The sequence below is a fragment of the Flavobacterium sp. ACN6 genome, assembly GCF_002304005.1.
In the GTDB taxonomy this organism is placed as follows: Bacteria; Bacteroidota; Bacteroidia; order Flavobacteriales; family Flavobacteriaceae; genus Flavobacterium.
On record NZ_MRCQ01000001.1, the window covers coordinates 469927 to 494933 of the forward strand.

Annotated in this window: 27 protein-coding genes, 1 pseudogene and 1 riboswitch; of the genes and pseudogenes, 15 read left to right on the forward strand and 13 right to left on the reverse strand. The window is 33.6% G+C overall.

The annotated features are described in order from the left end of the window. From BSF42_RS02100 to BSF42_RS02110, 3 genes are all read right to left on the reverse strand, one after another. Positions 1-1146: a DUF5074 domain-containing protein gene (locus BSF42_RS02100; RefSeq protein ID WP_095951464.1), complete on the reverse strand. Its 1146-nt coding sequence runs from the start codon at positions 1144-1146 to the stop codon at positions 1-3. Beyond that, entirely contained in the window at positions 1143-3191 is a 2049-nt protein-coding gene (locus BSF42_RS02105; RefSeq protein WP_095951465.1) for a TonB-dependent receptor, read from the reverse strand. Before BSF42_RS02105 ends, BSF42_RS02100 begins: the two co-directional genes overlap by 4 nt. A gap of 113 nt (positions 3192-3304) precedes the next feature. Further along, positions 3305-3509: riboswitch (cobalamin riboswitch) on the reverse strand. 99 nt (positions 3510-3608) lie between these two features. Then, a complete protein-coding gene (locus tag BSF42_RS02110; protein ID WP_095951466.1) occupies positions 3609-4913 on the reverse strand; it encodes an alginate export family protein in 1305 nt (434 codons plus the stop codon). A 137-nt stretch (positions 4914-5050) separates the two neighbouring features. On the opposite strand from BSF42_RS02110, the gene BSF42_RS02115 reads away from it, so the two are divergent. The 3 genes from BSF42_RS02115 (at position 5051) to BSF42_RS02125 (ending at position 6457) form a co-directional block, all read left to right on the forward strand. After that, positions 5051-5377 carry a helix-turn-helix transcriptional regulator gene (locus BSF42_RS02115; protein ID WP_095951467.1) on the forward strand — a complete coding sequence of 109 codons (327 nt, stop codon included), beginning with the start codon at positions 5051-5053 and terminating at the stop codon, positions 5375-5377. A gap of 58 nt (positions 5378-5435) precedes the next feature. Beyond that, complete coding sequence (locus BSF42_RS02120; protein ID WP_095951468.1) at positions 5436-5906, forward strand: DUF6428 family protein; 471 nt, start codon at positions 5436-5438, stop codon at positions 5904-5906. Positions 5907-6037: 131 nt separating this feature from the next. Next, the gene (locus tag BSF42_RS02125; protein WP_095951469.1) at positions 6038-6457 is read left to right on the forward strand and encodes an arsenate reductase ArsC; all 420 of its coding nucleotides are present in this window, start codon (positions 6038-6040) and stop codon (positions 6455-6457) included. Between the two features lie 199 nt (positions 6458-6656). Here the strand turns inward: BSF42_RS02125 and BSF42_RS02130 are convergent, their stop codons facing one another. Together BSF42_RS02130 and BSF42_RS02135 are read right to left on the reverse strand one after the other, a co-directional pair. Beyond that, the gene (locus BSF42_RS02130; RefSeq protein ID WP_095951470.1) at positions 6657-7565 is read right to left on the reverse strand and encodes a DUF4440 domain-containing protein; all 909 of its coding nucleotides are present in this window, start codon (positions 7563-7565) and stop codon (positions 6657-6659) included. 224 nt (positions 7566-7789) lie between these two features. Beyond that, positions 7790-8869 carry a nitronate monooxygenase family protein gene (locus BSF42_RS02135; protein ID WP_095951471.1) on the reverse strand — a complete coding sequence of 360 codons (1080 nt, stop codon included), beginning with the start codon at positions 8867-8869 and terminating at the stop codon, positions 7790-7792. 239 nt (positions 8870-9108) lie between these two features. Here BSF42_RS02135 and BSF42_RS02140 point away from each other — a divergent pair, with 239 nt between their 5' ends. The 3 genes from BSF42_RS02140 to BSF42_RS02150 all read left to right on the forward strand — a co-directional run bounded on the left by BSF42_RS02140 (position 9109) and on the right by BSF42_RS02150 (position 10867). Then, positions 9109-9702, forward strand: coding sequence for a hypothetical protein (locus BSF42_RS02140; RefSeq protein ID WP_095951472.1), 594 nt, complete (start codon positions 9109-9111; stop codon positions 9700-9702). A gap of 203 nt (positions 9703-9905) precedes the next feature. Continuing rightward, on the forward strand, positions 9906-10394 hold the full coding sequence (locus BSF42_RS02145) for a GNAT family N-acetyltransferase (RefSeq protein WP_095951473.1): 489 nt from the start codon (positions 9906-9908) through the stop codon (positions 10392-10394). Then, positions 10394-10867: a MarR family winged helix-turn-helix transcriptional regulator gene (locus BSF42_RS02150; RefSeq protein WP_095951474.1), complete on the forward strand. Its 474-nt coding sequence runs from the start codon at positions 10394-10396 to the stop codon at positions 10865-10867. Before BSF42_RS02145 ends, BSF42_RS02150 begins: the two co-directional genes overlap by 1 nt. 2 nt (positions 10868-10869) lie before the next feature. Here BSF42_RS02150 and BSF42_RS02155 read toward each other — a convergent pair whose 3' ends face one another. Further along, on the reverse strand, positions 10870-11226 hold the full coding sequence (locus BSF42_RS02155; RefSeq protein WP_216360271.1) for a helix-turn-helix domain-containing protein: 357 nt from the start codon (positions 11224-11226) through the stop codon (positions 10870-10872). Between the two features lie 107 nt (positions 11227-11333). On the opposite strand from BSF42_RS02155, the gene BSF42_RS02160 reads away from it, so the two are divergent. The 3 genes and pseudogenes from BSF42_RS02160 to BSF42_RS02170 all read left to right on the forward strand — a co-directional run. Further along, complete coding sequence (locus BSF42_RS02160) at positions 11334-11966, forward strand: nitroreductase family protein (RefSeq protein WP_095951475.1); 633 nt, start codon at positions 11334-11336, stop codon at positions 11964-11966. A 268-nt stretch (positions 11967-12234) separates the two neighbouring features. After that, positions 12235-12612, forward strand: a complete 378-nt coding sequence (locus tag BSF42_RS02165) for a hypothetical protein (RefSeq protein WP_095951476.1) — start codon at positions 12235-12237, stop codon at positions 12610-12612. 116 nt (positions 12613-12728) lie between these two features. Further along, positions 12729-13181 (forward strand): annotated as a pseudogene (locus BSF42_RS02170) (transposase); the annotation flags it as partial. Positions 13182-13277: 96 nt separating this feature from the next. Here the strand turns inward: BSF42_RS02170 and BSF42_RS22315 are convergent. Beyond that, on the reverse strand, positions 13278-13820 hold the full coding sequence (locus BSF42_RS22315) for a hypothetical protein (protein ID WP_141248424.1): 543 nt from the start codon (positions 13818-13820) through the stop codon (positions 13278-13280). A gap of 338 nt (positions 13821-14158) precedes the next feature. Here BSF42_RS22315 and BSF42_RS02180 point away from each other — a divergent pair, with 338 nt between their 5' ends. From BSF42_RS02180 to BSF42_RS22620, 4 genes are all read left to right on the forward strand, one after another. Beyond that, positions 14159-14917, forward strand: coding sequence for an AraC family transcriptional regulator (locus tag BSF42_RS02180; protein ID WP_095951478.1), 759 nt, complete (start codon positions 14159-14161; stop codon positions 14915-14917). A 30-nt stretch (positions 14918-14947) separates the two neighbouring features. Next, positions 14948-16144: an NAD(P)/FAD-dependent oxidoreductase gene (locus BSF42_RS02185; RefSeq protein ID WP_095951479.1), complete on the forward strand. Its 1197-nt coding sequence runs from the start codon at positions 14948-14950 to the stop codon at positions 16142-16144. Positions 16145-16265: 121 nt separating this feature from the next. Further along, on the forward strand, positions 16266-16844 hold the full coding sequence (locus BSF42_RS22615) for a hypothetical protein (RefSeq protein WP_216360272.1): 579 nt from the start codon (positions 16266-16268) through the stop codon (positions 16842-16844). Between the two features lie 24 nt (positions 16845-16868). Continuing rightward, entirely contained in the window at positions 16869-17333 is a 465-nt protein-coding gene (locus BSF42_RS22620) for a hypothetical protein (protein WP_216360273.1), read from the forward strand. A gap of 16 nt (positions 17334-17349) precedes the next feature. Here BSF42_RS22620 and BSF42_RS02195 read toward each other — a convergent pair whose 3' ends face one another. The 6 genes from BSF42_RS02195 to BSF42_RS02220 all read right to left on the reverse strand — a co-directional run bounded on the left by BSF42_RS02195 (position 17350) and on the right by BSF42_RS02220 (position 23484). Further along, on the reverse strand, positions 17350-17763 hold the full coding sequence (locus BSF42_RS02195) for a beta-hydroxyacyl-ACP dehydratase (RefSeq protein ID WP_095951480.1): 414 nt from the start codon (positions 17761-17763) through the stop codon (positions 17350-17352). A gap of 1229 nt (positions 17764-18992) precedes the next feature. After that, a complete protein-coding gene (locus BSF42_RS02200) occupies positions 18993-19700 on the reverse strand; it encodes a LytTR family DNA-binding domain-containing protein (RefSeq protein WP_095951481.1) in 708 nt (235 codons plus the stop codon). Continuing rightward, entirely contained in the window at positions 19700-20869 is a 1170-nt protein-coding gene (locus tag BSF42_RS02205) for a sensor histidine kinase (RefSeq protein WP_095951482.1), read from the reverse strand. Before BSF42_RS02205 ends, BSF42_RS02200 begins: the two co-directional genes overlap by 1 nt. 36 nt (positions 20870-20905) lie before the next feature. Then, positions 20906-21643, reverse strand: a complete 738-nt coding sequence (locus BSF42_RS02210; protein ID WP_095951483.1) for a type II CAAX prenyl endopeptidase Rce1 family protein — start codon at positions 21641-21643, stop codon at positions 20906-20908. Between the two features lie 291 nt (positions 21644-21934). Then, positions 21935-22321, reverse strand: a complete 387-nt coding sequence (locus BSF42_RS02215; RefSeq protein ID WP_095951484.1) for a DoxX family protein — start codon at positions 22319-22321, stop codon at positions 21935-21937. A gap of 149 nt (positions 22322-22470) precedes the next feature. Then, entirely contained in the window at positions 22471-23484 is a 1014-nt protein-coding gene (locus tag BSF42_RS02220; protein WP_095951485.1) for a zinc-binding alcohol dehydrogenase family protein, read from the reverse strand. A 244-nt stretch (positions 23485-23728) separates the two neighbouring features. Between BSF42_RS02220 and BSF42_RS02225 the strand changes: the two genes are divergently transcribed. Continuing rightward, positions 23729-24283 carry a GNAT family N-acetyltransferase gene (locus tag BSF42_RS02225; protein ID WP_095951486.1) on the forward strand — a complete coding sequence of 185 codons (555 nt, stop codon included), beginning with the start codon at positions 23729-23731 and terminating at the stop codon, positions 24281-24283. 155 nt (positions 24284-24438) lie between these two features. After that, complete coding sequence (locus tag BSF42_RS02230) at positions 24439-24873, forward strand: DoxX family membrane protein (protein ID WP_095951487.1); 435 nt, start codon at positions 24439-24441, stop codon at positions 24871-24873. Positions 24874-25007: the final 134 nt, after the last annotated feature.

Below are 25007 nucleotides of genomic sequence, written 5' to 3' on the forward strand. Positions count from 1 at the left end.
TTATTTTTTAGTTATAAAGGCAATGTGCGCGGGAATATTTCCTGCCGTAGTTTTCCATTTTAATTTTCCATCGGGCGTAAAACAGTAGATATATCCCGTTACAACATAGTTTTGCGCATCGGTAATGTATATTTCTTTGGTTTCTGGATTTACCTGAAGTCCGTACGGAATCATGATTTTTTTGTCTGTACCGTCAGTAATAATTTTATCGCTTATTATTTTTTTGGTTTTAGTGTCGAGAATACCGTACATAATCTTATTACTGTTAGTGAGATAACTCCACGAAACACTATAATAATAAAGCAGATCATCGACCAGACACATTCCTAAAACAGGAATATCGAGCTGCATTTTCTTCTCGTCTGTCTGCGTGTCAATTACAAAAAGATTAGAGGGTGTGTTGTAATAATCGCCTCTCGAACTCACATAAATATCACCTCGGCTGTCAATTTCCATACTGTATAAATTGATGCCGACATCTATTTTTTTGATTTCTGTAAAAGTTTCAAGATCAATAACAGAGATCGTTCTATCGTAATTTGGAACTCTGTAACCGCCAGAGTTGGCAACATATAATTTACCGTTATGGACCACCATTTGCTCGGGCTGATAACCAACCGTAACTTTTCTCTTAATTTCTAATGAAGTCGTGTCTATTTCTGCAACAAAACCAATTTCTGCATTTGGATCTATCGCTACAGGTCCAGAATACGAACTCACATACGCCTTGTCTTTGTAAAAAGTAACATAACGGCAATTTGGAATATCAATTTTCTTGATGCGTTTGGCTGTCCATTTTTCTAAAACTTCAACTTTATTTGAAACATTGATAACGGCATAAACCTTGTTACCGTAGATTTGAATATCGTTTCCAACATCGCCAAGTTCTTTTACAACTGCTGGGTTTCGTTCAGAATAAACATCTGTAGTATAGTTTCCTGTTCGGTAATTGAATACGTCTATACTCGCTCTGTTCATTCCCATATTGCCTTCGTTAAGAAGATAAAAACCTTCGATGCTCCCATCACTTCGCGGAGGCGCAACACTTACATCTGAGGAAAGAAATATCGTTTCGTCTTCCCTGCACGAGTAAAGCGAAAAGGCTATTAAAAAACTAAATACTATTTTTATAATTCTCTTTTTCATAACTCAAAACTGATTATAAATTTGAATGTTCGGCCTGGCATTGGATAATTGTAAATCACTTCATACTGCTGATTAAAAGCATTGTTCATTTCTACAGTTCCATTAAATTTGTATGTATTAAAAGTAAAAGACTTTTGAACTGCCAAATCGTGTGTGTACCAAGGCTGTACTTCATTCACTTTAATATTATTGACATTTCCGTTATAGCGTTTTCCAACATATATAAAACTGTAATTGAAATTCCACGATTTATAGCCGGCGTTTAGAATTCCAGAACCGCTGTGCCACGGCGTATACGGAATCTGATCGCCGTAAGAAGACATTTCTAAACCTGAAAATTTGGTAAAATCCTGACTTTGAGAATAGGTATAAGTCAAGTTTGCATTTAGATTTACTTTATCAATATGCGCGGCTATGTTTACAACCGTTTCAATTCCTTTTCCTTTTACCTGTCCGATGTTGGTCATCATCCAGCGGAATAAATTTCCTGTCGGCGCGGCTACAATTTTGTCTTTTGTATTAGTGTAATATCCATCTGCCTGAATAGAAAATTTATCGAAAAAGCTTTCCCTTACGGGGAAGTTATATGTAAAACCAATATCATATTGGTTCATGTATTCTGGACGTAACGTACTCGAACCAACCATTGTATAATACAAATCATTAAAAGTGGGCATTCTGAAAATTCGTTTTGCAAATGCGCGCAAATTGAAATCGTATTTCTTAAAAGGAGTATAACCAAGAAACAAAGCAGGTGTCATTTCGGTTTTATTTGGTGCTTGGGCGTTGAACTTTACCTCTTCGATAACGCGGGTGGCAAGGACATTTCCTAAAACTTTAAAACCTTCATATCGGTACGAACTTGCCAAAGAAACTAGCGCTGTATAACGCTGTGGAAAAGAAAATTGAGTTTGAATTCCTCTTCGTGTTGCATTTAATTTATTGTATTGAAAATCGGTTGACAGCGAAACATCCCAAGTAGATAAAATGCTGTACATATTAACGGCAGAGAAGTAAGCTTCCTGCTGGAAATAGCTGTCGTCAGACTGTGCGCCTTCGGTTACGGTTTCACCTAAAACGTTTGTCGTATCTCTGGCAATGTAATGCGTGTAATCGTACGCAAATTTTCCTTTTACTTGAAATTTATATTTTTCAGAAACATCTTTAGTTAGAAAAGCCTGCCCAAAAAAATTCTTGTCGAACTGCCTAAAACCATCTGAAAACTTATTTTCTACGATTGCACCCGGAGCACCTCTTTCTGAATCGTAATAATATACTTTAGCATCCCAAGATCCTTTATTTATTTTTCCGTAAACACCAGATTCAAATCGGAGCGCTTCAATATCGCTGTTCCATCTTGTGGCTGTTGTATCGTAAGCTGTAGTGCCGTCCTGATTTTTTCTTTTGTATCGAAATTTATACTGTCCATTGGACTTTATATATTCTGAACTGACACTCATACTTACTTTGTCGCTCAGTTTTTGTTCCCATCTAAAAGAAGGATCATGATAATTGATTGACATTGTTTTGTAGCGAACCAGCAAATTTGTTTTTTTCGAACCAGCAAAAACAGTACGTTTTGTTTTCATATAAATGGCAGAGGCCGAAGCAAAATCCTTTGCCGATTGAAAAATTTCGCTCTTTTGTCCATTATACATGGTGAGCGATTCCATATCGTCAAGCGAATATTTTCCAAGATCTGTCACGCCGTTTTGAGCATTTCCCAGTTGAATTCCGTCATAGAAAACACCAACATGATGCGTTCCCATATTACGCACATCAACGGTTTTTAGACCGCCCACACCACCATAATCTTTGATTTGAGTTCCAGCAAAATAGCGAAGCGCATCAGCCACAGTATGACTTGCCAGATTCTCGAGCAGAACGCCCGAAAGACTTTGTACCGGAATAACTTCCTGATACGGTTTTCCTTTTAAAAATACTTCTTTTAAAACCCGCGAACTATCAGTCACAACCTGCGAATGAAGCCAAAAAGGAAAAAATAAAATAAAAGCTGCGAAAAAAGTTTTCTTTAAATTATACATCACTATTTAATTAAATAAACTTTCAGTGATGCAGTAATTACATAAACGTAGAATTAGCCCCGCTGCAAAACAGCTGGCTATTATCTTTGTTATCAACTTCATACCACGAAAGTTTTAAACTATGTGATCGTGGCAGGTCTCCTGACTTGTTCCATCTTTAAACGGCCTTCTCATCCCGCAAAGCGGGGCAATGGCATTAGTAAATGTTTAAAGACTTGGTGTAGAACTTACAGTAGCGGGTCTGTTCAGGATTTGCACCTGATTCCCTTTTAACTATTTTTTCTGATGAAAAAACAGACCAAAATCAGGCGCAAAGATATAACTATCTTTATAAAAATGATTTTTAATTTTTTCTAAGTGTGGTTAAAGCCGATTTTGAAAAAGCCAAAAGCCTTTAAAAAGCAGGCTCTTAAAAGTTTATTTTCTGGATTTTTTCGAATTAACGGCATTAAAAGAATACGAAACCATTACATAACTCCAAAGCGCTAATTTAGTATCGTCCTGCACTTTTGGAAGATATTGCATCGAATCTGTAGATTTATAAAAAGAAAAAGCACCGTTGATTTCCAATTGTTTTATAGGAATATATTTTAGTGAAAAATCATTCTCAAATCCGAGAAATTTAGAAACTTCCTGATTGTTATTATCTAACAAAGGATATTGGGTGTAAAAAAGGTGAAAATCTGACCGAATCGATAATTTTGAACTTAACGGGAACAATGCAAACAAATACGGATTTACAAGACCTCTGCCTCCAACATCCGCAGGGAAACGAGTAAAAATATTCATGTTGCCGTTGAATTTCCAAGTAACGCCATACAGAACGTCAAAATCTCTAGAATTTTCAATATTAGTTTGAGAACTGCTTCCGCTAATGATTTCAGCTCCTAAGCGCCATGTCGCTTTTGAAAGAGACAACTTAATTTCGGGCTGCAAATAATACGCCAGCAAATCCTGTCCTTTTTGATTTTGTCCAAACTGCAGATAACTGTTTAAAGTGTAATACCAGTTCTTCTTTTTAAACTCAATTCTTCCGCCTGCAGTGGCGCGGGCGTACAAAGTTTCTGAATTAGTCTTTTCTAAAAAATCAACTGTATTTAGTGAATTAAAAGTGAAGTTTTTATTCCAATTGTAACTAAAATTATACACCAGCATATATTTGTATCTATTAGATGTTACGGGCGAATAAGCAGTTTCAAAACTTGTATTATAGTTTCGTGTAAATAAGAAGAAAAAATCATTAGCAAAATGTTGAGAATATTTCATAATTCGAATTCCTTCATGCGATCTTCCCTGCTGTGCCCAAGGAGCATCAGAAAATAACCTTCCATTATCTAATAAAATACTTTGTCTTCCTAAACGAAAATTTATGTTTCTAAATTTAGTTTCAAAAAACAATTGATAAAAATTTATACTGCCGACTTTTGAATTAGAATTTTCTTTGTCCCAAACGTGAATTTCCTGTAAGTCAGATTTTACAAACCATTTTTCACTAGTAAATTGCATTGAAATTCTATTTCGCTGTGTAATATAAAAGTAGGGATCGATTGAGTCATTTGGCGGAAGAATATAATTTGAAGTGTATTCTGCTCGTGGACGTATTTCAATATTCATTTGAAATTGCTGCGAAAAACTGCTTTTTTCCTGCGCCTTTACTTTACCTATAATGGCTAAACAGAAGAATAAGACGAAAAAAGTTTTAAATAAGTCGTTGAATTTCATTTAAATATTGACCGATAGAATTACTATACAAATATAATAGTATAGTAATCTCTATGATCAGATTTTTTTTATTTCTAAATAATTATGCTTTACTTTCAATTTTATTATCGTAATATTGCAATATTAAATAATAAATTATGGGAGCGACTAAAACAGAACACTTTACAGATGCACAAAATCAAATTGCTGTAATAGCTAAGGCATTGGGACATCCTGCCAGAATCGCCATACTAGAATATTTATTAAAAGTCAATGAATGTATCTGCGGCGATATTGTAAACGAACTGCCGCTTGCTCAGCCTACGGTTTCCCAGCATTTGAAAGAGTTAAAAAATGCAGGCATCATTAAAGGAAATATTTCTGGAAATTCTATCTGCTATTGTATTGATGAAAAAACAATAGACATTTTAAATACTTATTTTTTAAATATCACTCAGACTATTTCAAAATCAAAATGCTGTTAAGCATTTTTTTGACTAGATATATCGCAATATTGCATTAAAACGATTAAATAAAAACAACATGAAATTATCAGAAGTAAAACAAATTTTACCAACATTAGAAAATGTTGAATTTCAATTAGAAGACGGCACTTTTGTTCCTGAACATTTCCACGTAACAGAAGTTGGAATTATTAAAAAGAACTTTATAGACTGTGGAGGCGTGATCAGAAATGAAGAAGTGGTAAACTTTCAGCTTTGGAATGCAGACGATTTTGAGCATCGCCTGAAACCAAATAAATTATTGCATATTATTACACTTTCCGAAGATAAGCTTCATATTCAAGATCTTGAAATAGAAGTAGAATATCAAAACGTAACTATTGGCAAGTATGATCTGGATTTTAATGGAAAAAACTTTGTCCTTAAAAACAAAACAACGGCTTGTTTGGCACAAGATGCATGCGGTATTCCAACAGAAAAGCAAAAAATAATTCTAAGAGAAGCAACCGATAATGCTTCTTACTGTACACCAAATTCTGGCTGCTGTTAAGCAATGAAAAAGCTGATCATTACATATAAAAAACCAATTATCATTACCACTTCTGTTATTGTGTTACAACTCGTTTTTGGGTTTGAACCCAAATTTTGTATCATCAACATCATTTGGTTATTCGTTTAAAAATGGAAAAAAAAATACTAATACTTTGTACGGGAAATAGCTGTAGAAGCCAGATTGCAGAAGGTTATATGAGGCATTTTGCCGGAGATAAAGCAGTTGTATACAGCGCTGGCGTTGAAACTCACGGCGTAAATCCGAAAGCTGTTGCAGCAATGCTGGAAGACGGAATTGACATTTCGAATCACACTTCTAATAATATTGATGAATACAAGACGATCGACTTTGATTTTGTAATTACGGTTTGCGATAATGCTAAAGAACGCTGTCCGTTTTTTCCAACGAACGCGTATAAATTTCATTATAATTTCCCAGATCCTGCGAAAGCAACGGGAACAGATTTAGAAATAATGGAACAATTTAGAAGCGTTCGACAATTAATAAAAGACTATTGCGAGGCTTTTGTCAATAATAACTTAAACTGAAAAGGGCTATAATTTCTATTTTTACAAGCTTCGAAGAAGCGAAATATTTATAGAATAAATACCTACAATCTAAAGCTCCAGCGGAGCGACATATAAATTAAAAAAAATGTGTCGCTCCGCTGGAACTTTTTTCTTTTGTCGAATTTAAGTTCTATAAATATTTTACCACGCTGGGGCTTTTGGTTAAAAAATATTTCAATTAATCATGATTTACCATTTGTCTATAAAGCATTAATTGTCCGTTACTATTTCTTTTCCAAACATTTATACTTTTTCCTTTTACATTGCCGCTTTTATCTCCATCACTCCAATCGACGCTGTAATAACCAAATTCTACTATTGCTTTTTTAGTTACAATAACTCCAGAAGTCTTAATTGAAATTTGATCGATGCTTACTGTACCTGGTTTCTCGTGTTCTGTAAAATAGGCTGTAATATCTTTTTCGCCCGATAAAATTGGAGTATAATAGGTTAAATACATCGCATCTGGCATAAACATTTTGGCATGTTCGCCCCCTAACCTATTCTTTACCAATTGTTTTATCGAAGCGTTTCTTTCTATTACTTCCAAAGTTAATTTATCAGATGATACAAATTCTCTTGTAACAGGAACTGCCGAATCCTCTATTTCGGGAATAAATCTGTCATCAAAATAAGTGTCTGAGCCCCATATTTCTGCAGCAATTGTCATGGGCTTATTCTCGGAAACTTTTTTCCATAAAACCATATATTTTCCTTCATAAGTGTATGGTTTTAAGTTTTCACGTTCCAAATTTTCGGTAAAATTTCCGATTTCCAAAACATAATCTCCGAAATCCTGCAATTCTAAAATGGTTCTTTGGTACGAAGTAACTTTAGCCTGCTTTAGCCATTGTTTGTAGAAATCAGAAATACTTTTGTTTCCTGTTCTCTGCCTGCTGTGTTCTGGCATAAAAATAGTTTGGTCTGTATATGCTTTTGCCAAAGCATCGGCATTGCCTCCAATTAAAGCGGTTGCAAAAGACGAATTATACAATTCAATCTGCTTCTGAATAGTGGCATTTATTTTATTTTCTTGTGCAAAAACACCGCATGCAAAAAGAAAAAAGGTAAAACTAAATTTAATCATATCGATTTGTATTTAATTCAAAACACAAATATAAAACATTAACAATCAGTAATATAAAAATATTTAGATTTTAGATTTTAGACTTTAGATTGTAGAATTTAGATTGTAGACTTTAGATTGTAGACTTTAGATTTTAGATTGTAGATTGTAGATTTTAGATTTTAGATTTTAGACTTTAGACTTTTGACTTTTGACTTTAGCCTTTTGACTTTAGGCTTTAGACTTTAGACTTTAGACTTTAAACTAAACTGCTCCGTTTCTTCAATCAAGTTTCTAATAAGAGTTCCTGTTGAAATTTCGCTGTAACCATTAATAGATTGTCCTGCCCAAATACCTACAAAATCTGGATTTTTAGTCAATTTAGCTGTTTTTCTCAATTCTGCCGTCAATTTATTTTGATATGGATAAGGAAGAATATAGGTTGTATCTTCCACTTTTTCGATAAAAGCATTTTTAATTCCTCGCGCGTATCTGCCAGAAAAGCTTTTAGTCAGCACAATTTCATTTTCTTTTAAATTTCTAAGACGCTGTTTTTCAAAATCTTGTAAAGCACTTTCATTTGAACCTAAAAACAGACTTCCAATTTGAAAACCATCTGCGCCAAGCATTGTAGCCGCCAATAGCGTTTTGGCATTATAAATCCCGCCCGCATAAATTATGGGTGTTTTTACATTTTCAGTTACTTGCGATAGCAGTGACAGCCCTCCTATTTGCGGAATAGTTTCTTCGAGAAAACTTCCTCTATGCCCGCCCGCTTCAATTCCCTGAACGCAAATAATATCAATACCGCTGTTTTCGAGCATTACAGCTTCCTGAACAGATGTACATGTTCCAATTAAAAGCACATTATTTTCTTTTAATTTTGAAATACTTGCGGTATCTAAATTCCCAAAAGTAAAACTTACAATGCGACAGTTTTCTTGAATAATTACTTCAATCTGATCGTGATAATCTGTTAATTTTATTTCGCTTAAAAGCGGAAAATCTGCCGATAATCCAGATTTTGCTGTAAAGTCTTTTAAAAATGCTTTGGTTTCTTCATAAACTGCTTCCAATTTTGGTGTGATGACATCAATTTTATTCACAAAAATATTTACCGCAAAAGACTTATCTGTTAACATTTTTGTCGCTCTTATTAATTCGATGCATTTTTCTGCCGGAAGATCTCCAAGTGCCAGCGATCCCAGAACACCTGCATTTGAAGCCGATGCTGCCATTTCTGGAGTTGTAACGCCCAGCATTGGCGCTTGTATAATTGGATAATCGATTTTGAATAGATCGGTTAAATTATTTTTCCATTCCATAACTTTTGATTTTTAATGCGAAAGCGAATCTGCTGACAGCCCCGTATTTCAAGACTTTATAATAATATAAAGGTAAGTCAGTTTTTTATAGAAAAAGATAAATTTGAGACTAATAGAAGTTAATTTTTCTACAATTATTCCTAAATAATACAATATTTACCAGCATAAAATGTTTATATAGAAAGACATAATTCGTCTAATTTTTAATAATTATACCCCAAGATTAATATTTACAAAGTATGAAAAAAATATTTTTGATAACTGCCCTTGCTTCTTTTTCAGTGCAGATTTACGCTCAAGAATTAAATAATAAATTCAAGGCAATTCCGGCAAAAGATCCTGCCGTTAAAGAAGTGATCCCGCCGAGAGAGGTTTCTCCAAAAGAAAATCCGCCGGCAATTGTAGAGAAACCTGCGCCATTACAGGTTAATCCAGATGAACTTTTTAAAGATACAAACCTGTACAAACAGGAATCAAATGTTGAAGGGATTTTTTATAGAAGAAATCAATTTTTAGGAAACGTCAATACCAATGCTGTTACTTCTACGGTTATGTACCGCGATGCTGCTTTTGTTGATGGCGATAAAGTAAAAGTATATTTGAACGATAAAGTTATTGAACCTGAAGTTTCTTTGGATGGTGAATTTAAAAGCGTGAAAATAAATTTGGTTAAAGGAATCAACAAAATTGACATTGAAGCCTTAAACGAAGGTTTTGCTTCGCCAAATACAGCCGAATTTAAAGTTATCGATGACAAAGGCGCTGTTATTTCTGCCAGCGAATGGAATGTTGGTACAGGTTATAAAGCTGTCATTGTTTTAGTTAAAGAATAATTTATTTATTTTTTAAACACATAGAATTATAGATTTAATCCTCGTAAAAGGCGTTTCACTTGCATTAACAAACATAATATTTGTAATGCCTTTTGAATAAATTATCATAAAAAACACTTAAAACTGCTGACTTCAGCAGTTTTTTATTTGTTTATATGTAGTTAACTACGTAGTTTTGTACCTATATAAAATTTCAAACAAAAATGCAGATTCAGCCCATACAAAATGAATACGAAAAAGAAATCGTAGACCTGATTTTAAATATTCAGCAAAAAGAGTTTAATGTTCCTATTACTATCGAAGATCAGCCAGATTTATTGGAGATTGAGAATTTTTATTTTAAACCTGGAGGAACTTTTTTAGGTGCTTTTATTGATGAAAAACTAGTGGGAACGATTGCTTTGGTAAAATTCAGTCCTGAAGCCGGAGCTATTAGAAAAATGTTTGTAAAGAAGGAATACCGGGGAAAAGAATTTGCTATTGCCCAGCATTTATTGGAGCAATTAATTGCTTACAGCAAAGAAAATGGGATTAAAAACTTATATTTAGGAACTGTTACGATATTGCAGGCGGCTTTGCGTTTTTACGAAAAGAACCATTTTGTAACGATTCCGAAAGAAGCCCTGCCTGTAGATTTCCCAATCATGAAACCAGATAATGTATTCTGCCAATTGCAGCTAAATTCGAAGTAATGAATATAATTGATGAAATAGGCATATTAGCCCTCTCGACCCGATTACAACGCCTGAGCGAGCAATTGCGAAAGGACGGAGCACTTGTTTACAAATCTTATGATATTGATTTTGAACCTAAATGGTTTCCTGTTATTTATACGCTTCATATCAAAGAAATGCTCAGCGTTGTAGAAATAGCGGGAGAAATTGGTTACAGCCATCCTTCAACCATAAGTCTGCTAAAGGAATTGGAAAAAGAAAAAATCATCAGTTCGAAAAAAGACAAATTAGACGAAAGAAAAAGACTGATTGTTCTTACCCCAAAAGGAAAAGAATTGGTGGTGAAAATGCAGCCGGTTTGGAGCGTTATGAAGAATACCTTAAACGAAATCAGCGATAATCAAAACAATCTCCTGAAAGCCATTGAAGAGGCAGAACAAAAGCTAGCCAATCAAGGTTTCTTTCAGAGAATATCTGAACTCAAAAGCTGATATTATTGTTTACCGGTAATTCTTTTTCGGTGGTTATATCCCCATTTCGCCAAAGATTCTATTACTTCTTTTAAAGTATGCCCGTATTCCGTCAATTCATATTCGACTGTTATGGGCTGTGTTTTTAAAACTGTTCGTGTAACCAATTGATTTTCTTCGAGGTTTTTTAATTCCCTGCTCAGCATTTTACCCGAAATCCCTTCGACTTCGCGCAGTAAATCGCTAAATCGTAAAGTATTAAAACATAAGGAGGCTATAATGGAAATTTTCCATCTTCCGTTCAAGATATACATGGCATCATGCACTGACATAATATGCTGTGTACATTTTTTTTGATCGTATTCTGGTTCTTTTATCATAAAATGTTAGTGAGTTACCTCGATGTTACAGTTACTTTTGGTAATAAGATGACAAAAATACACTTAAAGTTTTTACATTTGGATAGAATTTTAATCAATTGAAAAAAATGGCCTTAATAGATGCACTAAAGTGGCGTTACGCTACAAAAAAAATGAACGGACAAGCTGTTCCGCAAGAAAAAGTAGATTACATTCTTGAAGCAGCACAATTGGCTCCTTCTTCTTCTGGATTACAACCGTACAAAGTTTTTGTAATCACAAACCAAGAATTAAAAGAAAAACTAAGAGCGGTAAGTTTTGACCAAAGTCAGGTTACAGATGCTTCTCACGTATTAATCTGGGCTGCTTGGGACGGTTACAGTTTAGAAAAAATATCTGCTGTATTTGACAGAACTATTGCTGAAAGAGGAATTCCTGCAGATGCAATGGACGAATACAAAGCAAGACTTTGGGGAATGTACGAACCTCTTGGTCAAGAATGGCATGCTAATCACGCAGCAAAACAAGCTTATATCTCATTTGGTGTCGCTGTAGCTGCCGCGGCAGAACAACAAGTTGACACTACACCAATGGAAGGTTTTATTCCTGCTGAAGTGGATAAACTTTTAGGTTTAAGCGAACTTGGTCTTAAAAGTGTTTTAGTTTTACCTCTTGGTTATAGAGACGAAGCTAACGACTGGCTGGTAAACTTGAAAAAAGTGAGAACACCACAAGACGAATTTATTACAGAAATCAAATAAAAAGAATATTTTTTTCTTTGTTAAAATTGCTTCTGAAATTGCAGATAATGCTTTTTATGAAGCAATTTTTTATTTTAAACATTTCATTTCCAGACGAAATAAATTTTAATTCGATAAATCTTTAAAAAGTGTAATCTTTCAACAGCTCCTTTTTTACGCATCAAATAAAAATAGGTACGCAAGGCGGATAATTAAATAATATGTTATAATTAATTTTGCTCATCCAAAACAATTCAATCTTATTTACAACACAATAAAATTCTACATTATGTCAGATTTTTTAACCCAATTTGGTGAAGACCTAAAGAAAAACGTCCCTGGTTTTATCGCCGTTTCTGTAGCTGAAATCGCAAGTGGTATGTCATATTATTCTCATTCTGTTCTTGCAGATTTTGATCCTGAATTAGCATCGGCTTACAATCTAGAAGTAGTGAAAGCAAAAATGAATGCAATTAAGGCTTTAAATCTACAAGGTCAAGTAGTTGACAACATTATGATTACCCTTAGTACTCAAATGCATATTATTGATGTATCAGACAATCAGCAGTATTTTATTTATTTAGCAGTAGACTCTACTAAAGCCAATTTAGGAATGACGAAATCTATTTTAAATAAATACAAAAAAGAAATAGCGACGAAACTGTAGTACCTGTAATTTTTTACCCCAAAAAAGGAATATTCAATTTGAATGTTCCTTTTTTTTATACAGCAGTTTCAAACTTCTATAAAAGTTATATATTTAGAAAAAAAAAGAAGCTGTAAATGGAGCTGAGAACCTACTTTGAAAAATATCCAGACGAAGCTACTTGTATTGAAGAGCTTAAAAATAAACGTTTAGAAAATGGTATCACGTGCAGAAAATGCAGTCATGACGCGCATTCTTTTAGAAGAAATGATTTAAAATTTCAATGCAAAAAATGTGGCAGCAGAATCAGCCTTCGTTCCGGAACGGTCATGGAAAACTCCAACTTACCTATTCGTTACTGGATGATCTGCATCGAATTAATGACATTAACCCATAGAAAAATGTCTATTCTAAAAATTCAATACCTCTTAGGACACAAACGTTACGAGCCCATATGGCTGATGGTACAAAAAATACGTTTGGTTATGAAAATTAGAGATGAAAAATACAGACTAAGAGCCTATTCTGAATTTGATCCTGAATTTCTTCAAAAAATTGATACTCTCATGATAAAGAAAAAGACAAAAAGTGCCTCTGATTAGAGGCACTTTTTGTCTTTTAATAATCAAAAATTAAAGATTAAAAATTAAAATCATCATTCATAATTAACCTTTAACAATCAAACATTACTTTTTCTTGTTCTTTTTTGCTTTAGATCTTTTTGCTTTTTTCTTAGCAATCTTTTTTGCTTTAGCTTTATCCTTTGCTTTTTTGGCTTTGTCTTTCTTTTTAGCTTTTGCTTTAAGTTTAGCTTTTTTTGCTTTTTCTTTCTTTTTGTCTTTCGCTTTTTCTTTTCTCTTAGCTACGGCCGCTTTTTTCTTTTTAAGTTTATCTTTTTTCTCAGCTACCTGTTTTTTCTCTTTTTCTTTCATCTTTTTGTCCTTCTTTTTAGTTTTAGATTTATTTTCACTTTCTTCTGCCGGCTCCCCAGTTTCTAGCGATACCGCATTCTCGTCTGTATTTGTTTCTTCAATAGTCACAATTTCAGTAGTTTCTTTTGCTTTTTTAGGAGCTCTTTTTGTTTTTGCCTTTGGTTCTGGAATTTCCTCAGTTGCAACTGATTCGTTTTCCGAATTTAAAGTTGGATTTTGCTCGTTTTCTTCTGTAGAAATAACTGGATTAGCATCTACCTCTTGATCGAGCTCATTCGTAAGTACGTTTTTCGTCATTATTATCTTAATTTTTAGAATTTATTATAATCAAATTTGAATTATGCTAATTTTTAATATTACCAAATTGTTAAATTAACATTAAAAAATAATAATCAAAGATAGATGGAAATACACATTCGCCAATGTTAAGTTTTTAATAACCACTAAAAACCAACCGCAAACAGCTAAAAAACAACAAGTTATTCAATGTTAAGTTTTTTATCCCTCATTTTCAAAAGACAAAAAAGCTTTTACGAGCCTTTAAAAAGTCGGTTGATTGTAAAGAAATCAACAGCATTTTGCATAATTTCGTCTTGCTTTCTTAAAAGTCAGCGCCAATCTATGTTTCTATTAAAATGCACGACAGTTTAGAATACCAATCAATGCAGCCCAGTCCAAATCTTTCCGATTTTGTGGACAGCTTTTGGTTTGTCCGTAATATATCTGATCAAACTTTAGAAACAATTGGTCTTCCTGACGGCCGCATTGATTTATCCTTATTTGAATCATCGGACGAAGCTTTTAGAATTACGCTTTTAGGCTTAGGAACAAAACAGTACGAAAAAGGGAGAATTCCTGCCAACAGCCTGTCTTTTGTAATTAGTTTTAAACTTCCTGCAGCTGAATATATTCTTCATGAATCTATCGCAGCTCTTGTAAATTCTGCGAAAGCATTGGAAACTGATTTTTGGAACTTCAATAAAAATGATTTAGAAGACTTTGAATTGTTCTGCCAAAAGGCGTCACTCAAACTTGAATCCTTATTAGTAAAAGAGCTAGACAGTCGAAAACAGAAGCTATTCAGCCTCATCTATAAAACCAAAGGAGCGATGAGTGTAAAAGATTTATCTGAACAATCCAACTGGAGCAGCCGTCAGATTAACCGTTATTTTCAGCATTATTTCGGAATTTCACTAAAAGAATATTGCTCTATTCTGCGTTTTCGAGCTTCATTGGAACATATTGCAAAGGGAAAACTTTTTCCAGAAGAAAACTTTTCAGACCAAACGCATTTTATAAAAGAGATCAAAAAAATTTCAGGCTCGCTTCCGAAAGAATTGTTTCAGAACAAAAATGACCGATTTATACTATTATCAGCGCTTTCGTCACAATAATTTTGCTGCGTAGATTTTAAAAATTAAACTATGCATTTACAAAATAAACAAGTTGCCATTGTTGGCGGCGGAATGGGCGGTTTACTCCTTGCCCGACTTTTACAAATGAAAAACATTAATGTAAAAGTTTATGAAAGAGACTTCAATCAGGAAGTTCGCGTACAAGGTTCTCCACTAGATTTACATGAAGATTCAGGTTTAAAAGCCATGAAACAAGCCAATCTATTACATGAATTTTACGCTAATATTCGCCCCAATGCGAGTAAAGCGCGTATTCTGGATAAAGATTTTCAACTGCATTTTGATGAACACAATATCGAAAAAGCAACTCTGAAATCCATTTCAGAAACCAATAAAGATTCGCTGGAAAACATTTCAAAACCGCGTCCAGAAATAGACCGTGCCGTGCTTCGAAACATTTTATTGAATTCACTTCTGCCTGAAACTATGGTTTGGGACAGCCAGTTTCTTTCTATGGAAAAAGAAAATACGGGCTGGAAATTACATTTTAAAAACGGAAATACTGTTTTTGCCGCTTTAGTAATTGCTGCAGATGGCGCAAATTCTAAAGTTCGTGCTTATCTAAGTACAGAAAAACCGATTTATTCTGGAATTACGATGATTGAAGGAACGATATATAACGCCCAACAAAATGCTCCAGATCTTTTTGAGTTTTCGAAAGGCGGGAAAGTACTAGCTCTCAGCAACGAACAAACCATCATGTACGGCACAAAAGGCGATGGATCACTCATGTTTCTGCTAAGCAGTAAAATACCAGAGAAATGGCTGGCAGAAAATGATTTAGATTTTAAAGACAATCAAAAGATTTTTGAATGGTTTAAAGAGATCTATTCTGAATGGAGTCCGAAATGGCATGAACTTTTTAAGAGCAGTGAATTGCATTTTATCCCGCGTCCGCAGTATTATTTTCCTGTAAATCAAACTTGGAAAACCCAACATAATATTACGATGATTGGAGACGCCGCGCATCGCATGCCTCCATTTGCTGGTAAAGGAGCTAATCTTGCCCTGCTTGATGCGGCTGAATTGGCTGATTTTCTAACTAGTGATCAATTTAATGGCATAAAAACTGCTCTTTACCATTTTGAAAAACGAATGCTCGAACGAGCTGCAATCGCTACAAAAGATACTCTGGAGAATGGTGAACGTATTCATTCTAAAAATGCTTTAGCCCAGCTAGTTTCCATTTTCAAAAGAACAAATTAAACATAATCTATTTTATTTCAATCAATTACATTTATTTTAATTAAATTTACAAGCACCACAAATAGTAAGATTTAAAAATTTTTACAGCCAGAATATAAGTTTCACTACAAAATTTATAACTATGAGGCATCTTCTTTCCCTTGTCTTTTTTGCAGTTTTCATTACATTTTCTTTTGGACAAAACACAAATGATTCTGTTCCTAAAAAAGCAAAAGAAAAGAAAATAGAATTAAGAGTAATGCCGTATTTAAGTTACAATCGAAACCTTGATTTTATGTTTGGTGCCATTCCTATGGCGATGTACAGGATAAATCATACGGATACCATTGCGCCAAAATCATTATCTGGAATGTCAGCCATTTACACGACAAACAAATCTTATTTCTTGGCTTTCTTTAACAAATGGTATTTGAATGAAGATAAATGGCGTTTGAAATTGTTCTTTTTTACAGGAAATCAGAATTCGCAATTTTTTGTAGATGATATTGATCAGCCCGATTTTTACGATTACGGAACCAAAACCACGATTCTAAGTATTGGCGGACAACGCAAGGTTTTCGGACAGTTTTACGCGGGCCTCTCCTACACTTACGCCTATTATAATACGGTTTATGAAGATGATATTTCGCCATCTTCCATTTCGCACAGTAATGCTTTGGTTGTAAATTTATTATACGATACGAGAAATGCTGTTTATTAACCTACTAAAGGCTATAAAATTAGATTGGACTGGTCAACATATCCGAAATTCCTAGATAATGAGCTGGCTTCCAATCGTGTTTCACTGCAGGCCAACAAATACTTTCCCAGCCGAAACGATAAAGACGTGATTGCTGTTCGTTTATACGGCAAATTCGGACTCGGTAATGTAGCTTTTGAACAGCAAAGCACTATTGGCGGTACTGATATTCGAGGCTATTCTGAAGGCAAATACCGCGGTTCTGGTTTATTAGATATTCAAGGGGAATATCGTTACAATTTTGGAGAAAAAATGGGACTCGTTGGCTTTGCAGGTCTTGCCACTATTTACGGTTCTGATACTCCAAGCTTTGACTGGAAACTTTATCCAGGCGCTGGAGTTGGATACCGCTACAATCCGTTTAAAAAATCAAAATTTAATGTAGGTTTAGATGGTGCAGTGGGCAAAGGAGACTGGGGCGTTTATTTTAGAATTGGCGAAGCTTTCTAATCTTTTTGTTTTAAAATCATTGAAGTTTAACACACATCCATTCACCTTTCATAATCAATTGATCTCCTGAAAAAGCTTCTCCAGATTGCTTTATAATTTTTTCGCTTAAGCGGATATTCTTTACTACAAATTTAACCAGTTTATCAAATTCAACACCCGCAAAGAATTCAATTTTATCCATACTCACCAAGCCAAAAACACCATCTGCAATACCTAGTAACTTTACACCGGCGCCTCCGCATTGTGCCATTGCTTCAATCAAAATAGTTCCTGGAACGTAGTTAAAATCTGTAGAACTTCCTTGAAGCCAGCTGTCTTCCTGCGTAAAAGTATTTAAACCGATAATTGTTTCGGTGGTGTAAGATATAATTTCATCAACAAATAAAAATGGGGCTCTGTGCGGAATTAAATCTTCTATTTTTGGATTCATGTTTTGTAATTTTCAACAATTTACGAATCTGAACCGAAATAGACAATAGTTTAAGGCATATCTCGACTAAATACAAATTAAAAACGGGCAGTAACTCCCAAATAAAAGAGATATTTTTACACATCGATTTTCTCGTTATTAACTCTAAAATCATCAGAATCATTATTTTAAGCGAACAAAATTTACCACGTCAGCTTCGATTTTATTGTCTTTGAAATTTTATTGATAATTCCTGCTTTTTCTTTGGCGAAATATCGTTAATACTAAAAATAGATAGACTATGAATTTAATTCTGTTATAGAAAAAGGTATCAACAAACTACTGGAGCTGTATTTTAATTACTTTAATCAACGAAAACAATAAAACCGACTTCGGGCCTTTTAATTAAATATTAAAGGCTTAAAATGACTTAAAACAATTCAGATAATCTAAAATTTAAGTTCCATTAACTTTTACACAAAAGCGTCTTAATTTTTACAGTAAAATCCGCCGAATTTCAATCAGGAAAACTTCTCAAATCAATAATCTTTTGCGATTTGTATTTGGGGCAAAATAAATTTGATTATTACAGAAAAGCTGTGCAATTACCAAAAGTATTTTTAGACTTCTTTTTAGCCATTTTTTTCTCTTAAAAACAGCAGATTAAAACGTAAAACAGTTTCATGCTATGAAATTTATGTTCAATTTTTATACTTAAACTTTTAATTAAAACAAAAGAATATTAATACCTAAAAGTCAATTATTTAAATAACCACTATAGAGAAAATTTATAACTAAGAATTAACAAAACAACATCGAAAACACATCTAATCTTACGCTTGATTAAAGCGAAAGAAAATCAATTTTAGATCTCACTTTAAACTCCTTAAAAAACACACTTAAAATTACTTTGGAAGCAGAAAATTGACAAAAAAAAAACTACAACACAACTCCCTTCCTATTTTGAAGCTATTTTGAGTAATTAGAAGCATCCAAAAAGCAATTCCTTTTCGTAAGATTAGTTATTTTCACAGTTAAATATTCTGCCAATTAAGTTGTTTTAAACAGTATATATTAAAAACGTATAAACATATATTCCAATATATTAAATCGAATCATATAAAGTATTAGATTACAATTAATAACTTTAATTATTACTGTATCTAAAAAACCTTTTTTCATCATTATCTAAAGCCTAGTTATGATAAAAATTCTGCTTTTAAATTGTAAATAGTACTTTGCGGTAAAAACTACTTAATTCCTAGCAATTGGTATAGCTCTTCCTTTTTATTGAGTGCAGCAGAAATTGTTTTTCCGTCGATTAATTCGACTACATTTCCGTTCAGGCTTCGAACGGCTTCTAGATTTAAGATAAAAGAACGCTGTACGCGAAAGAACATTGGGAGTTTCAAAACCTCTTCCATTGCTTTTAATGTACCTAAAATGGTGTACGAAGCGCCATTGATTACAAACTTTAAATAATCTCCCTGTGCTTCTACATATAGAATTTCGCTGAGCAGAATTTTAATCAATTTCCCTTCTGATTTAATAAAAATCCGATCGGAATTGACTTGATGTATTGCTGCATTTTTTTTGAGCGAAAGGTATTCTTTGGCTCGGTTTACCGCTTTTAGAAAACGATCAAAACGAACGGGTTTTACCAGATAATCTGCCGCGCCGGTTTCAAATCCGTCCAAAGCAAAATTGCGGTGTGCCGTTATAAATATAATTACAGGAGGGTTTGTAAGCGATTGTGCCAATTCTAATCCCGTAAATTTGGGCATTTCGATATCACTAAAAATAATATCAACTGTGTTTTCCTGCAGGTATACTAAAGCTTTTGCCGGTTCTGCAAATGAAGATTCTAATTCTAAAAATGGAATTTCGCCAATAAAAGACTCTACAATATCTCTTGCAATTGGTTCATCGTCTACTACAATGCATTTTAACTTTTCCATTACTTTCTTAAAACTATTTTCAGATCGACTTTAAAGGAATTTTGAAGTCTTTTTATTTCTAATTCATATTGTTCTGGATACAACAATTCCAAGCGTTTTCTGGCATTCTCCACTCCTATGCCACCAAACTCTTTATTCGTTAGACTTTCGTCAAAATCATTTTCTAAACAAAAATAAAAAGTATCGCCCTCAATTTTAATAGCGAGTTTTATAAATGCATTTGAAGCGTTTTTTAATCCGTATTTAAAAGCATTTTCTATAAAGGTAAAAGTGAGAAGCGGTGCGACGAAAAGTCCGGCTGTTTGTCTTTCTCCTTCTATCGTAATCTGGATATCGGTTTCATCCGTATAACGCATTTTTTCTAAAGCGATATAATTCTTTATAAAATCCAATTCCTTTTCGAGACGAACGATTTCGGTATTCGATTCGTACAAAGTATAACTCATAATATCAGACAAATTCAGAATTAATTCTGGCGCCAAATCGTCTTTTCTTACCGTCAAGCCGTACAAATTATTCAAAGTATTAAACAAAAAATGCGGATTAAGCTGTGCTTTCAGAAAGTCTTTTTCGATTTGGATATTCTGAATTTCCAAAGCAGTTTTTTCTTTCTGTATTTGAAATTTCTTATTGTAAAGTCTAGTAATTTCAACCAAAATCTTAGCAAAACAAAAAGGAGAAAGAAGCGAAATGATTATAATCGTCTGCGAAAGCATTCTTTTCAATGAAACTGCCTGCAAAAAAGTCTGCTCAGCACTCATTTTAATTACACCTTTCAATTCACCAAAAGTTATTTCGAGGCCTAAAGCATTATAAAACAACGAGAAAAAGTATGTTGCCGCCATCCAGACAAAGATCGAAATTGGAAAAAGCAGTGCGAACAGGATTATAATTCTAGTTTTACTTCCCGAAAAAATCTTTGGCAGCAAGAGATAAAACAACATGTAAAATACAACCATATTCACTACAGCCATTCGGATCGTCAACAGAATAGCTTCAAAATAGACCAAATGATAACCAATTACATAACTCAGAAACAACAATATAGAGAATGCTGACCACATGAAAATGTGCAGTAAGACCCGATTTCTTTTAGTAAAAAACTGATCGAAATTTAAAGAGGCAACTTTGTCTAAAAAGTATCCAGAAGCAGATGTGGCATTTGGCATATAATACAATTGTAAAGCAGTTTCAAATATAACTTTTTATAAAATTCTAATGAGCGCATTGATCAAATTAATCGTATTATGTCCCAAAATTGAATACATCAGATTTCCAGAAAAGCATCTTAAAACACCTACACTAAAAGACGAAATTAGAGTAAGATATACGATTGTGATTACATCAAACTTTAAATGAAAGTTCTGATCCAGAACAGCGCCGTGCGAAACTCCAAATAAAATGGTAATAATCACGAACGACCATCCTAATTGGACACCTCGGTAATTCCATTTTGGTACAAAAGCCTTGTTTAGAAGCCATAACGAAATTCCTCTAAGAGCGATTTCTTCTGTTAAACCCGGCATAGTCGCTTGAAAAGCAAAGGTTTCGAAATCAAATGCACCGCCTTTTGGAAATATTATCAGCTTAAAAACAATATCAAATAAAGTAAAGCCTATGAATACTAATAAGCCCAATTTTAAAGCGCTTTTTGAATTAGTGCGAGAGGTAAATCCGATTTTGATTCTTTCTTCTTTAGAAACCGAAAACAGCACAATTAAGGATAAAGCGAAACTCAAGGTTTTTCCGGACCAATTGAATTTTAATCCGAAAGAGTCTAAGGGCAATAATTCTTTTCCGTAATACTGCAGCGACATATCGGCAAGGAAATAAAGAATGAAAAGTGCTAGGTATTTAAAGTTTGTTTTTTCAGTTTTGAAATAAGCGATAATAAGTAACGGAGATATTAATAAGATCCAGATAAACGGTGTTAGTGGTGACATATTTTTGATTTTTAAGGTTTTAATTTTGATCAAAAGTATATCTGGAGTCTATAAATTAAAAGTACGATCGGTAGAACCTATACTTCTCTCCGTGAAATTGTTATTTTATCCGATAAGAGTTAAATTGATAATTGTTAATTGTTAATAGATAATAGTTAATTGATAATTAATGGTTAAAGGTAGATAGTTCAAATTTTTAATTTTTAATTTTTAATTTTTAATTAAAATAAAAAAGCCCCAAACCAAATAGTTCAGGGCTCTATACAAATTGTATATTTTAATTGAAATAATTTAGTCCCACTTATTAGAATAGGAAACTGCATATTTACCAGAACCAGTAAAAAACAAGGCTGCAGCACCTAAAAGATACAGCATCAGTAATTCGTTTGCATAACCTCCGTGTTCGCTGATTGAGAAAATGTCCTGAGCGTGAGCTGTTGCAATTGCCACTACACAAGTTATTGCCAAAAGAACAGCAGCAATTCTCGTTCTGAATCCTAATAAAATAGCGATTGGTGCTAAAACTTCACCAATGTAGACAGCATATCCAAATGCCCCCATATTTTCAACCAGAAATGAAATACCATGAATAAGTTTGGCAATACCATGAAAAAGCATCAATCCACCAACGCTTATACGCAATACTAATAATCCTAAGTCTGTGTTTTTTGAAATCATAACAATTTAAGTTTTGGGTTTAAAATTTACTTACATTTTGACTTGCAAGGCAACGAAAATACAAAAATTTGTTATGTTGCAAAACGTATTATTTAAAATAATTCTAAATAAATACTTTAAGCACTTCTACGCGCTATTTCAAAAAAGACTTAAAATTTAATGGCAATTTTTCCAATCGTTTTGCCCGATTCCAAAAGCTCGTGTGCTTTTTTTACATTTTCAGCTGTAAATCCTTTTAGTGTTACATTTAAAGTTGTTTTCAAAATCCCTTCATCTAATAAATCGGCAACTTTATTCAAAATATGATGCTGTTCAATCATGTCTTCAGTTTGATACATCGAACGGGTGTACATCAATTCCCAAGAAAAAGAAACGCTTTTGCTTTTCAATTTATTTAAAATAATTGGTTCACTGCTTCCAGTAATCGATGCGATATGTCCTTGGGGTTTAATTAATTCAACCATGCTATCCCAATAAGCATTGGTGTCTACAAAATCTAAAATAAAATCAACATGCTCAAAACCAGCTTTGCGAACAGAAGAAATCAAATCTTTATGATCTACTACAAAGTCGGCTCCCTGCTTTTTGCACCAATCAATTGTTTCCGGACGCGACGCTGTTGCAATAACAGTTAACCCAGCGATTTTCTTTGCCAATTGAATAGCAATGGAACCCACTCCGCCTGCGCCGCCAATAATTAAAATTGATTTTCCTTTGTCTTTTTCAGCGCTGATTCTAATTCTGTCAAACAAAATTTCCCAAGCTGTCAAAGCTGTTAACGGAATAACTGCCGCTTCCTGAATACTCAATGATGTTGGTTTTCTGCCTACAATTCTTTCATCTATAATTTGATATTCGGCATTACTTCCTTGTTTAGTAATATCTCCAGCATAATACACCAAATCTCCAACTTCAAATAAGGTCACTTTTTCTCCAACTGCCTGCACAATCCCGACAGCGTCCCAGCCAATAATTTTTGGTGTTTCTAAAACTGTATCTTTTGCACTGCTCTGACGAACTTTAAAATCGACTGGATTTACTGAAATCGCATCAATTTTTACTAATAAATCGCGAGCGCCAGGTATGGGTTTTGCAGTTTCAAATTCAATAAAACTTTCTGGGTTTTCTATCGGTAATGATGTTTTGAATCCTATAGCTTTCATATGTTTACGAGTTTTTTAATTTTAATAACATAACAAAGATACGAGCTGTTTAAATCTTAATTGTGGTATATTTCTATACTATATTGGTAAAAATTTGACTTTTTGTCACGCAGATTTAGCTTTTAAATTTTACACATAGCTTTATGTATTTTGAAGACTAGGCAGCTTTGTCAAAGTTTTAAACTTTGACAAAGCACTACACATTTAAATAAACTTTAAATTTGTTTTATTAAACATCTTAAAAATGCATATCAGAAAAGCCAAAAAATCCGACTCCAAATACCTTGCTCCTATATTATTATTGGCAATGGAAGATATCATTTATAAGTTTATCAAAAAAGAAGAGTACGCTGCCGCGAAAGACTTTCTGCAATACTTCGTTGAAAGAGAAAACAATCAGTACTCGTATGAGAACTGTTATATTGCCGAAGAAAATAACGAAATCATTGGTGCAGTAGATATATATAAAGGTGAAGACATCGAAAGGTTACGAAAACCAATAATTGAATACGTTCGAGATCATTATAATCCTGAATTTAATCCTGAATCTGAAACCGAAGCGGGCGAATTCTATATCGATTCTTTGGGCATAAATCCCAATCATCAGGGAAAAGGAATTGGTTCTCAAATACTTCATTTTTTGATTACCGAATATGTACAGACGAATAAACAGACTTTAGGATTATTGGTAGAAGAAGAAAATCCGCTGGCAAAAAAACTTTATTTAAAACTCGGATTTAAAGTTGTGGGACAAAAAACTTTAGTTGGAAAGAAGCTTGAGCATCTTCAAATAAGTTAGAATTAAAACTTGGTTCTGCTGTCGATTATGCATTTTATCGGCTATTTTGAACAATTTGGCGTTGATTCTGTCGTTATTAAAAAATAACCAGACGACTTTTCTGTATTTTGAAAGGAGAATTCGTTTAATTATTGAATACAAATTAATACGTTAGAATGAAAAACATAACCATATTAGAAGCAGGTTTAATTTTAAGAATAGTTTTAGGAATCACAATGCTTTCAGCCGTTGCTGATCGATTTGGAATTTGGGGCGCACCAGGCTCAAACGGAGTTGTCTGGGGAAACTGGGAAAACTTTGTAATTTACACCCAAACCCTTAATTCTTTTGCAAGCAAATCTACTGCAGAAGTTCTAGGCGGGATCGCGACTTTCTTTGAAGTTTTACTGAGCCTTTTATTATTATTCGGTTTTAAAACCCGACTTGCTGCTTTAGGAACAACTTTTTTAATGTTTCTTTTTGGTTTTGCCATGGCAGTTTCGGTTTCATTCAAAGCTCCTTTTGATTATTCTGTTTGGACCAGTGCGGCCGCAGCTCTTCTGCTGGCTAATATTGGTAAAACGGCTTATGCTGTTGATAATAGGATTTAGATAATTGTTAATGGTTAATGGTTAATTGTTAATTGTTAATTCTTGATAGCTGATGGTTGATGGATGATGGCTGATGGATGATGGCTGATGACTGATGACTGATGACTGATGGTTGACTTTACGCAAACTTTGTC

Excerpts from the sequence above, each read along its gene's own strand:
- BSF42_RS02135 (WP_095951471.1), bottom strand. The coding sequence starts at position 8,869 with ATGGAATGGAAAAATAATTTAACCGATCTATTCAAAATCGATTATCCA.
- BSF42_RS02115 (WP_095951467.1), top strand. The coding sequence starts at position 5,051 with ATGGGAGCGACTAAAACAGAACACTTTACAGATGCACAAAATCAAATT.
- BSF42_RS02130 (WP_095951470.1), bottom strand. The coding sequence starts at position 7,565 with ATGATTAAATTTAGTTTTACCTTTTTTCTTTTTGCATGCGGTGTTTTT.
- BSF42_RS02150 (WP_095951474.1), top strand. The coding sequence starts at position 10,394 with ATGAATATAATTGATGAAATAGGCATATTAGCCCTCTCGACCCGATTA.
- BSF42_RS02155 (WP_216360271.1), bottom strand. The coding sequence starts at position 11,226 with ATGATAAAAGAACCAGAATACGATCAAAAAAAATGTACACAGCATATT.
- BSF42_RS02125 (WP_095951469.1), top strand. The coding sequence starts at position 6,038 with ATGGAAAAAAAAATACTAATACTTTGTACGGGAAATAGCTGTAGAAGC.
- BSF42_RS02185 (WP_095951479.1), top strand. The coding sequence starts at position 14,948 with ATGCATTTACAAAATAAACAAGTTGCCATTGTTGGCGGCGGAATGGGC.
- BSF42_RS02145 (WP_095951473.1), top strand. The coding sequence starts at position 9,906 with ATGCAGATTCAGCCCATACAAAATGAATACGAAAAAGAAATCGTAGAC.
- BSF42_RS02160 (WP_095951475.1), top strand. The coding sequence starts at position 11,334 with ATGGCCTTAATAGATGCACTAAAGTGGCGTTACGCTACAAAAAAAATG.
- BSF42_RS02110 (WP_095951466.1), bottom strand. The coding sequence starts at position 4,913 with ATGAAATTCAACGACTTATTTAAAACTTTTTTCGTCTTATTCTTCTGT.
- BSF42_RS02200 (WP_095951481.1), bottom strand. The coding sequence starts at position 19,700 with ATGGAAAAGTTAAAATGCATTGTAGTAGACGATGAACCAATTGCAAGA.
- BSF42_RS22315 (WP_141248424.1), bottom strand. The coding sequence starts at position 13,820 with ATGACGAAAAACGTACTTACGAATGAGCTCGATCAAGAGGTAGATGCT.
- BSF42_RS02180 (WP_095951478.1), top strand. The coding sequence starts at position 14,159 with ATGCACGACAGTTTAGAATACCAATCAATGCAGCCCAGTCCAAATCTT.
- BSF42_RS22615 (WP_216360272.1), top strand. The coding sequence starts at position 16,266 with ATGAGGCATCTTCTTTCCCTTGTCTTTTTTGCAGTTTTCATTACATTT.
- BSF42_RS02195 (WP_095951480.1), bottom strand. The coding sequence starts at position 17,763 with ATGAATCCAAAAATAGAAGATTTAATTCCGCACAGAGCCCCATTTTTA.
- BSF42_RS02215 (WP_095951484.1), bottom strand. The coding sequence starts at position 22,321 with ATGATTTCAAAAAACACAGACTTAGGATTATTAGTATTGCGTATAAGC.
- BSF42_RS02210 (WP_095951483.1), bottom strand. The coding sequence starts at position 21,643 with ATGTCACCACTAACACCGTTTATCTGGATCTTATTAATATCTCCGTTA.
- BSF42_RS02220 (WP_095951485.1), bottom strand. The coding sequence starts at position 23,484 with ATGAAAGCTATAGGATTCAAAACATCATTACCGATAGAAAACCCAGAA.
- BSF42_RS02105 (WP_095951465.1), bottom strand. The coding sequence starts at position 3,191 with ATGTATAATTTAAAGAAAACTTTTTTCGCAGCTTTTATTTTATTTTTT.
- BSF42_RS02225 (WP_095951486.1), top strand. The coding sequence starts at position 23,729 with ATGCATATCAGAAAAGCCAAAAAATCCGACTCCAAATACCTTGCTCCT.
- BSF42_RS02120 (WP_095951468.1), top strand. The coding sequence starts at position 5,436 with ATGAAATTATCAGAAGTAAAACAAATTTTACCAACATTAGAAAATGTT.
- BSF42_RS02205 (WP_095951482.1), bottom strand. The coding sequence starts at position 20,869 with ATGCCAAATGCCACATCTGCTTCTGGATACTTTTTAGACAAAGTTGCC.
- BSF42_RS02140 (WP_095951472.1), top strand. The coding sequence starts at position 9,109 with ATGAAAAAAATATTTTTGATAACTGCCCTTGCTTCTTTTTCAGTGCAG.
- BSF42_RS02100 (WP_095951464.1), bottom strand. The coding sequence starts at position 1,146 with ATGAAAAAGAGAATTATAAAAATAGTATTTAGTTTTTTAATAGCCTTT.
- BSF42_RS02165 (WP_095951476.1), top strand. The coding sequence starts at position 12,235 with ATGTCAGATTTTTTAACCCAATTTGGTGAAGACCTAAAGAAAAACGTC.
- BSF42_RS02230 (WP_095951487.1), top strand. The coding sequence starts at position 24,439 with ATGAAAAACATAACCATATTAGAAGCAGGTTTAATTTTAAGAATAGTT.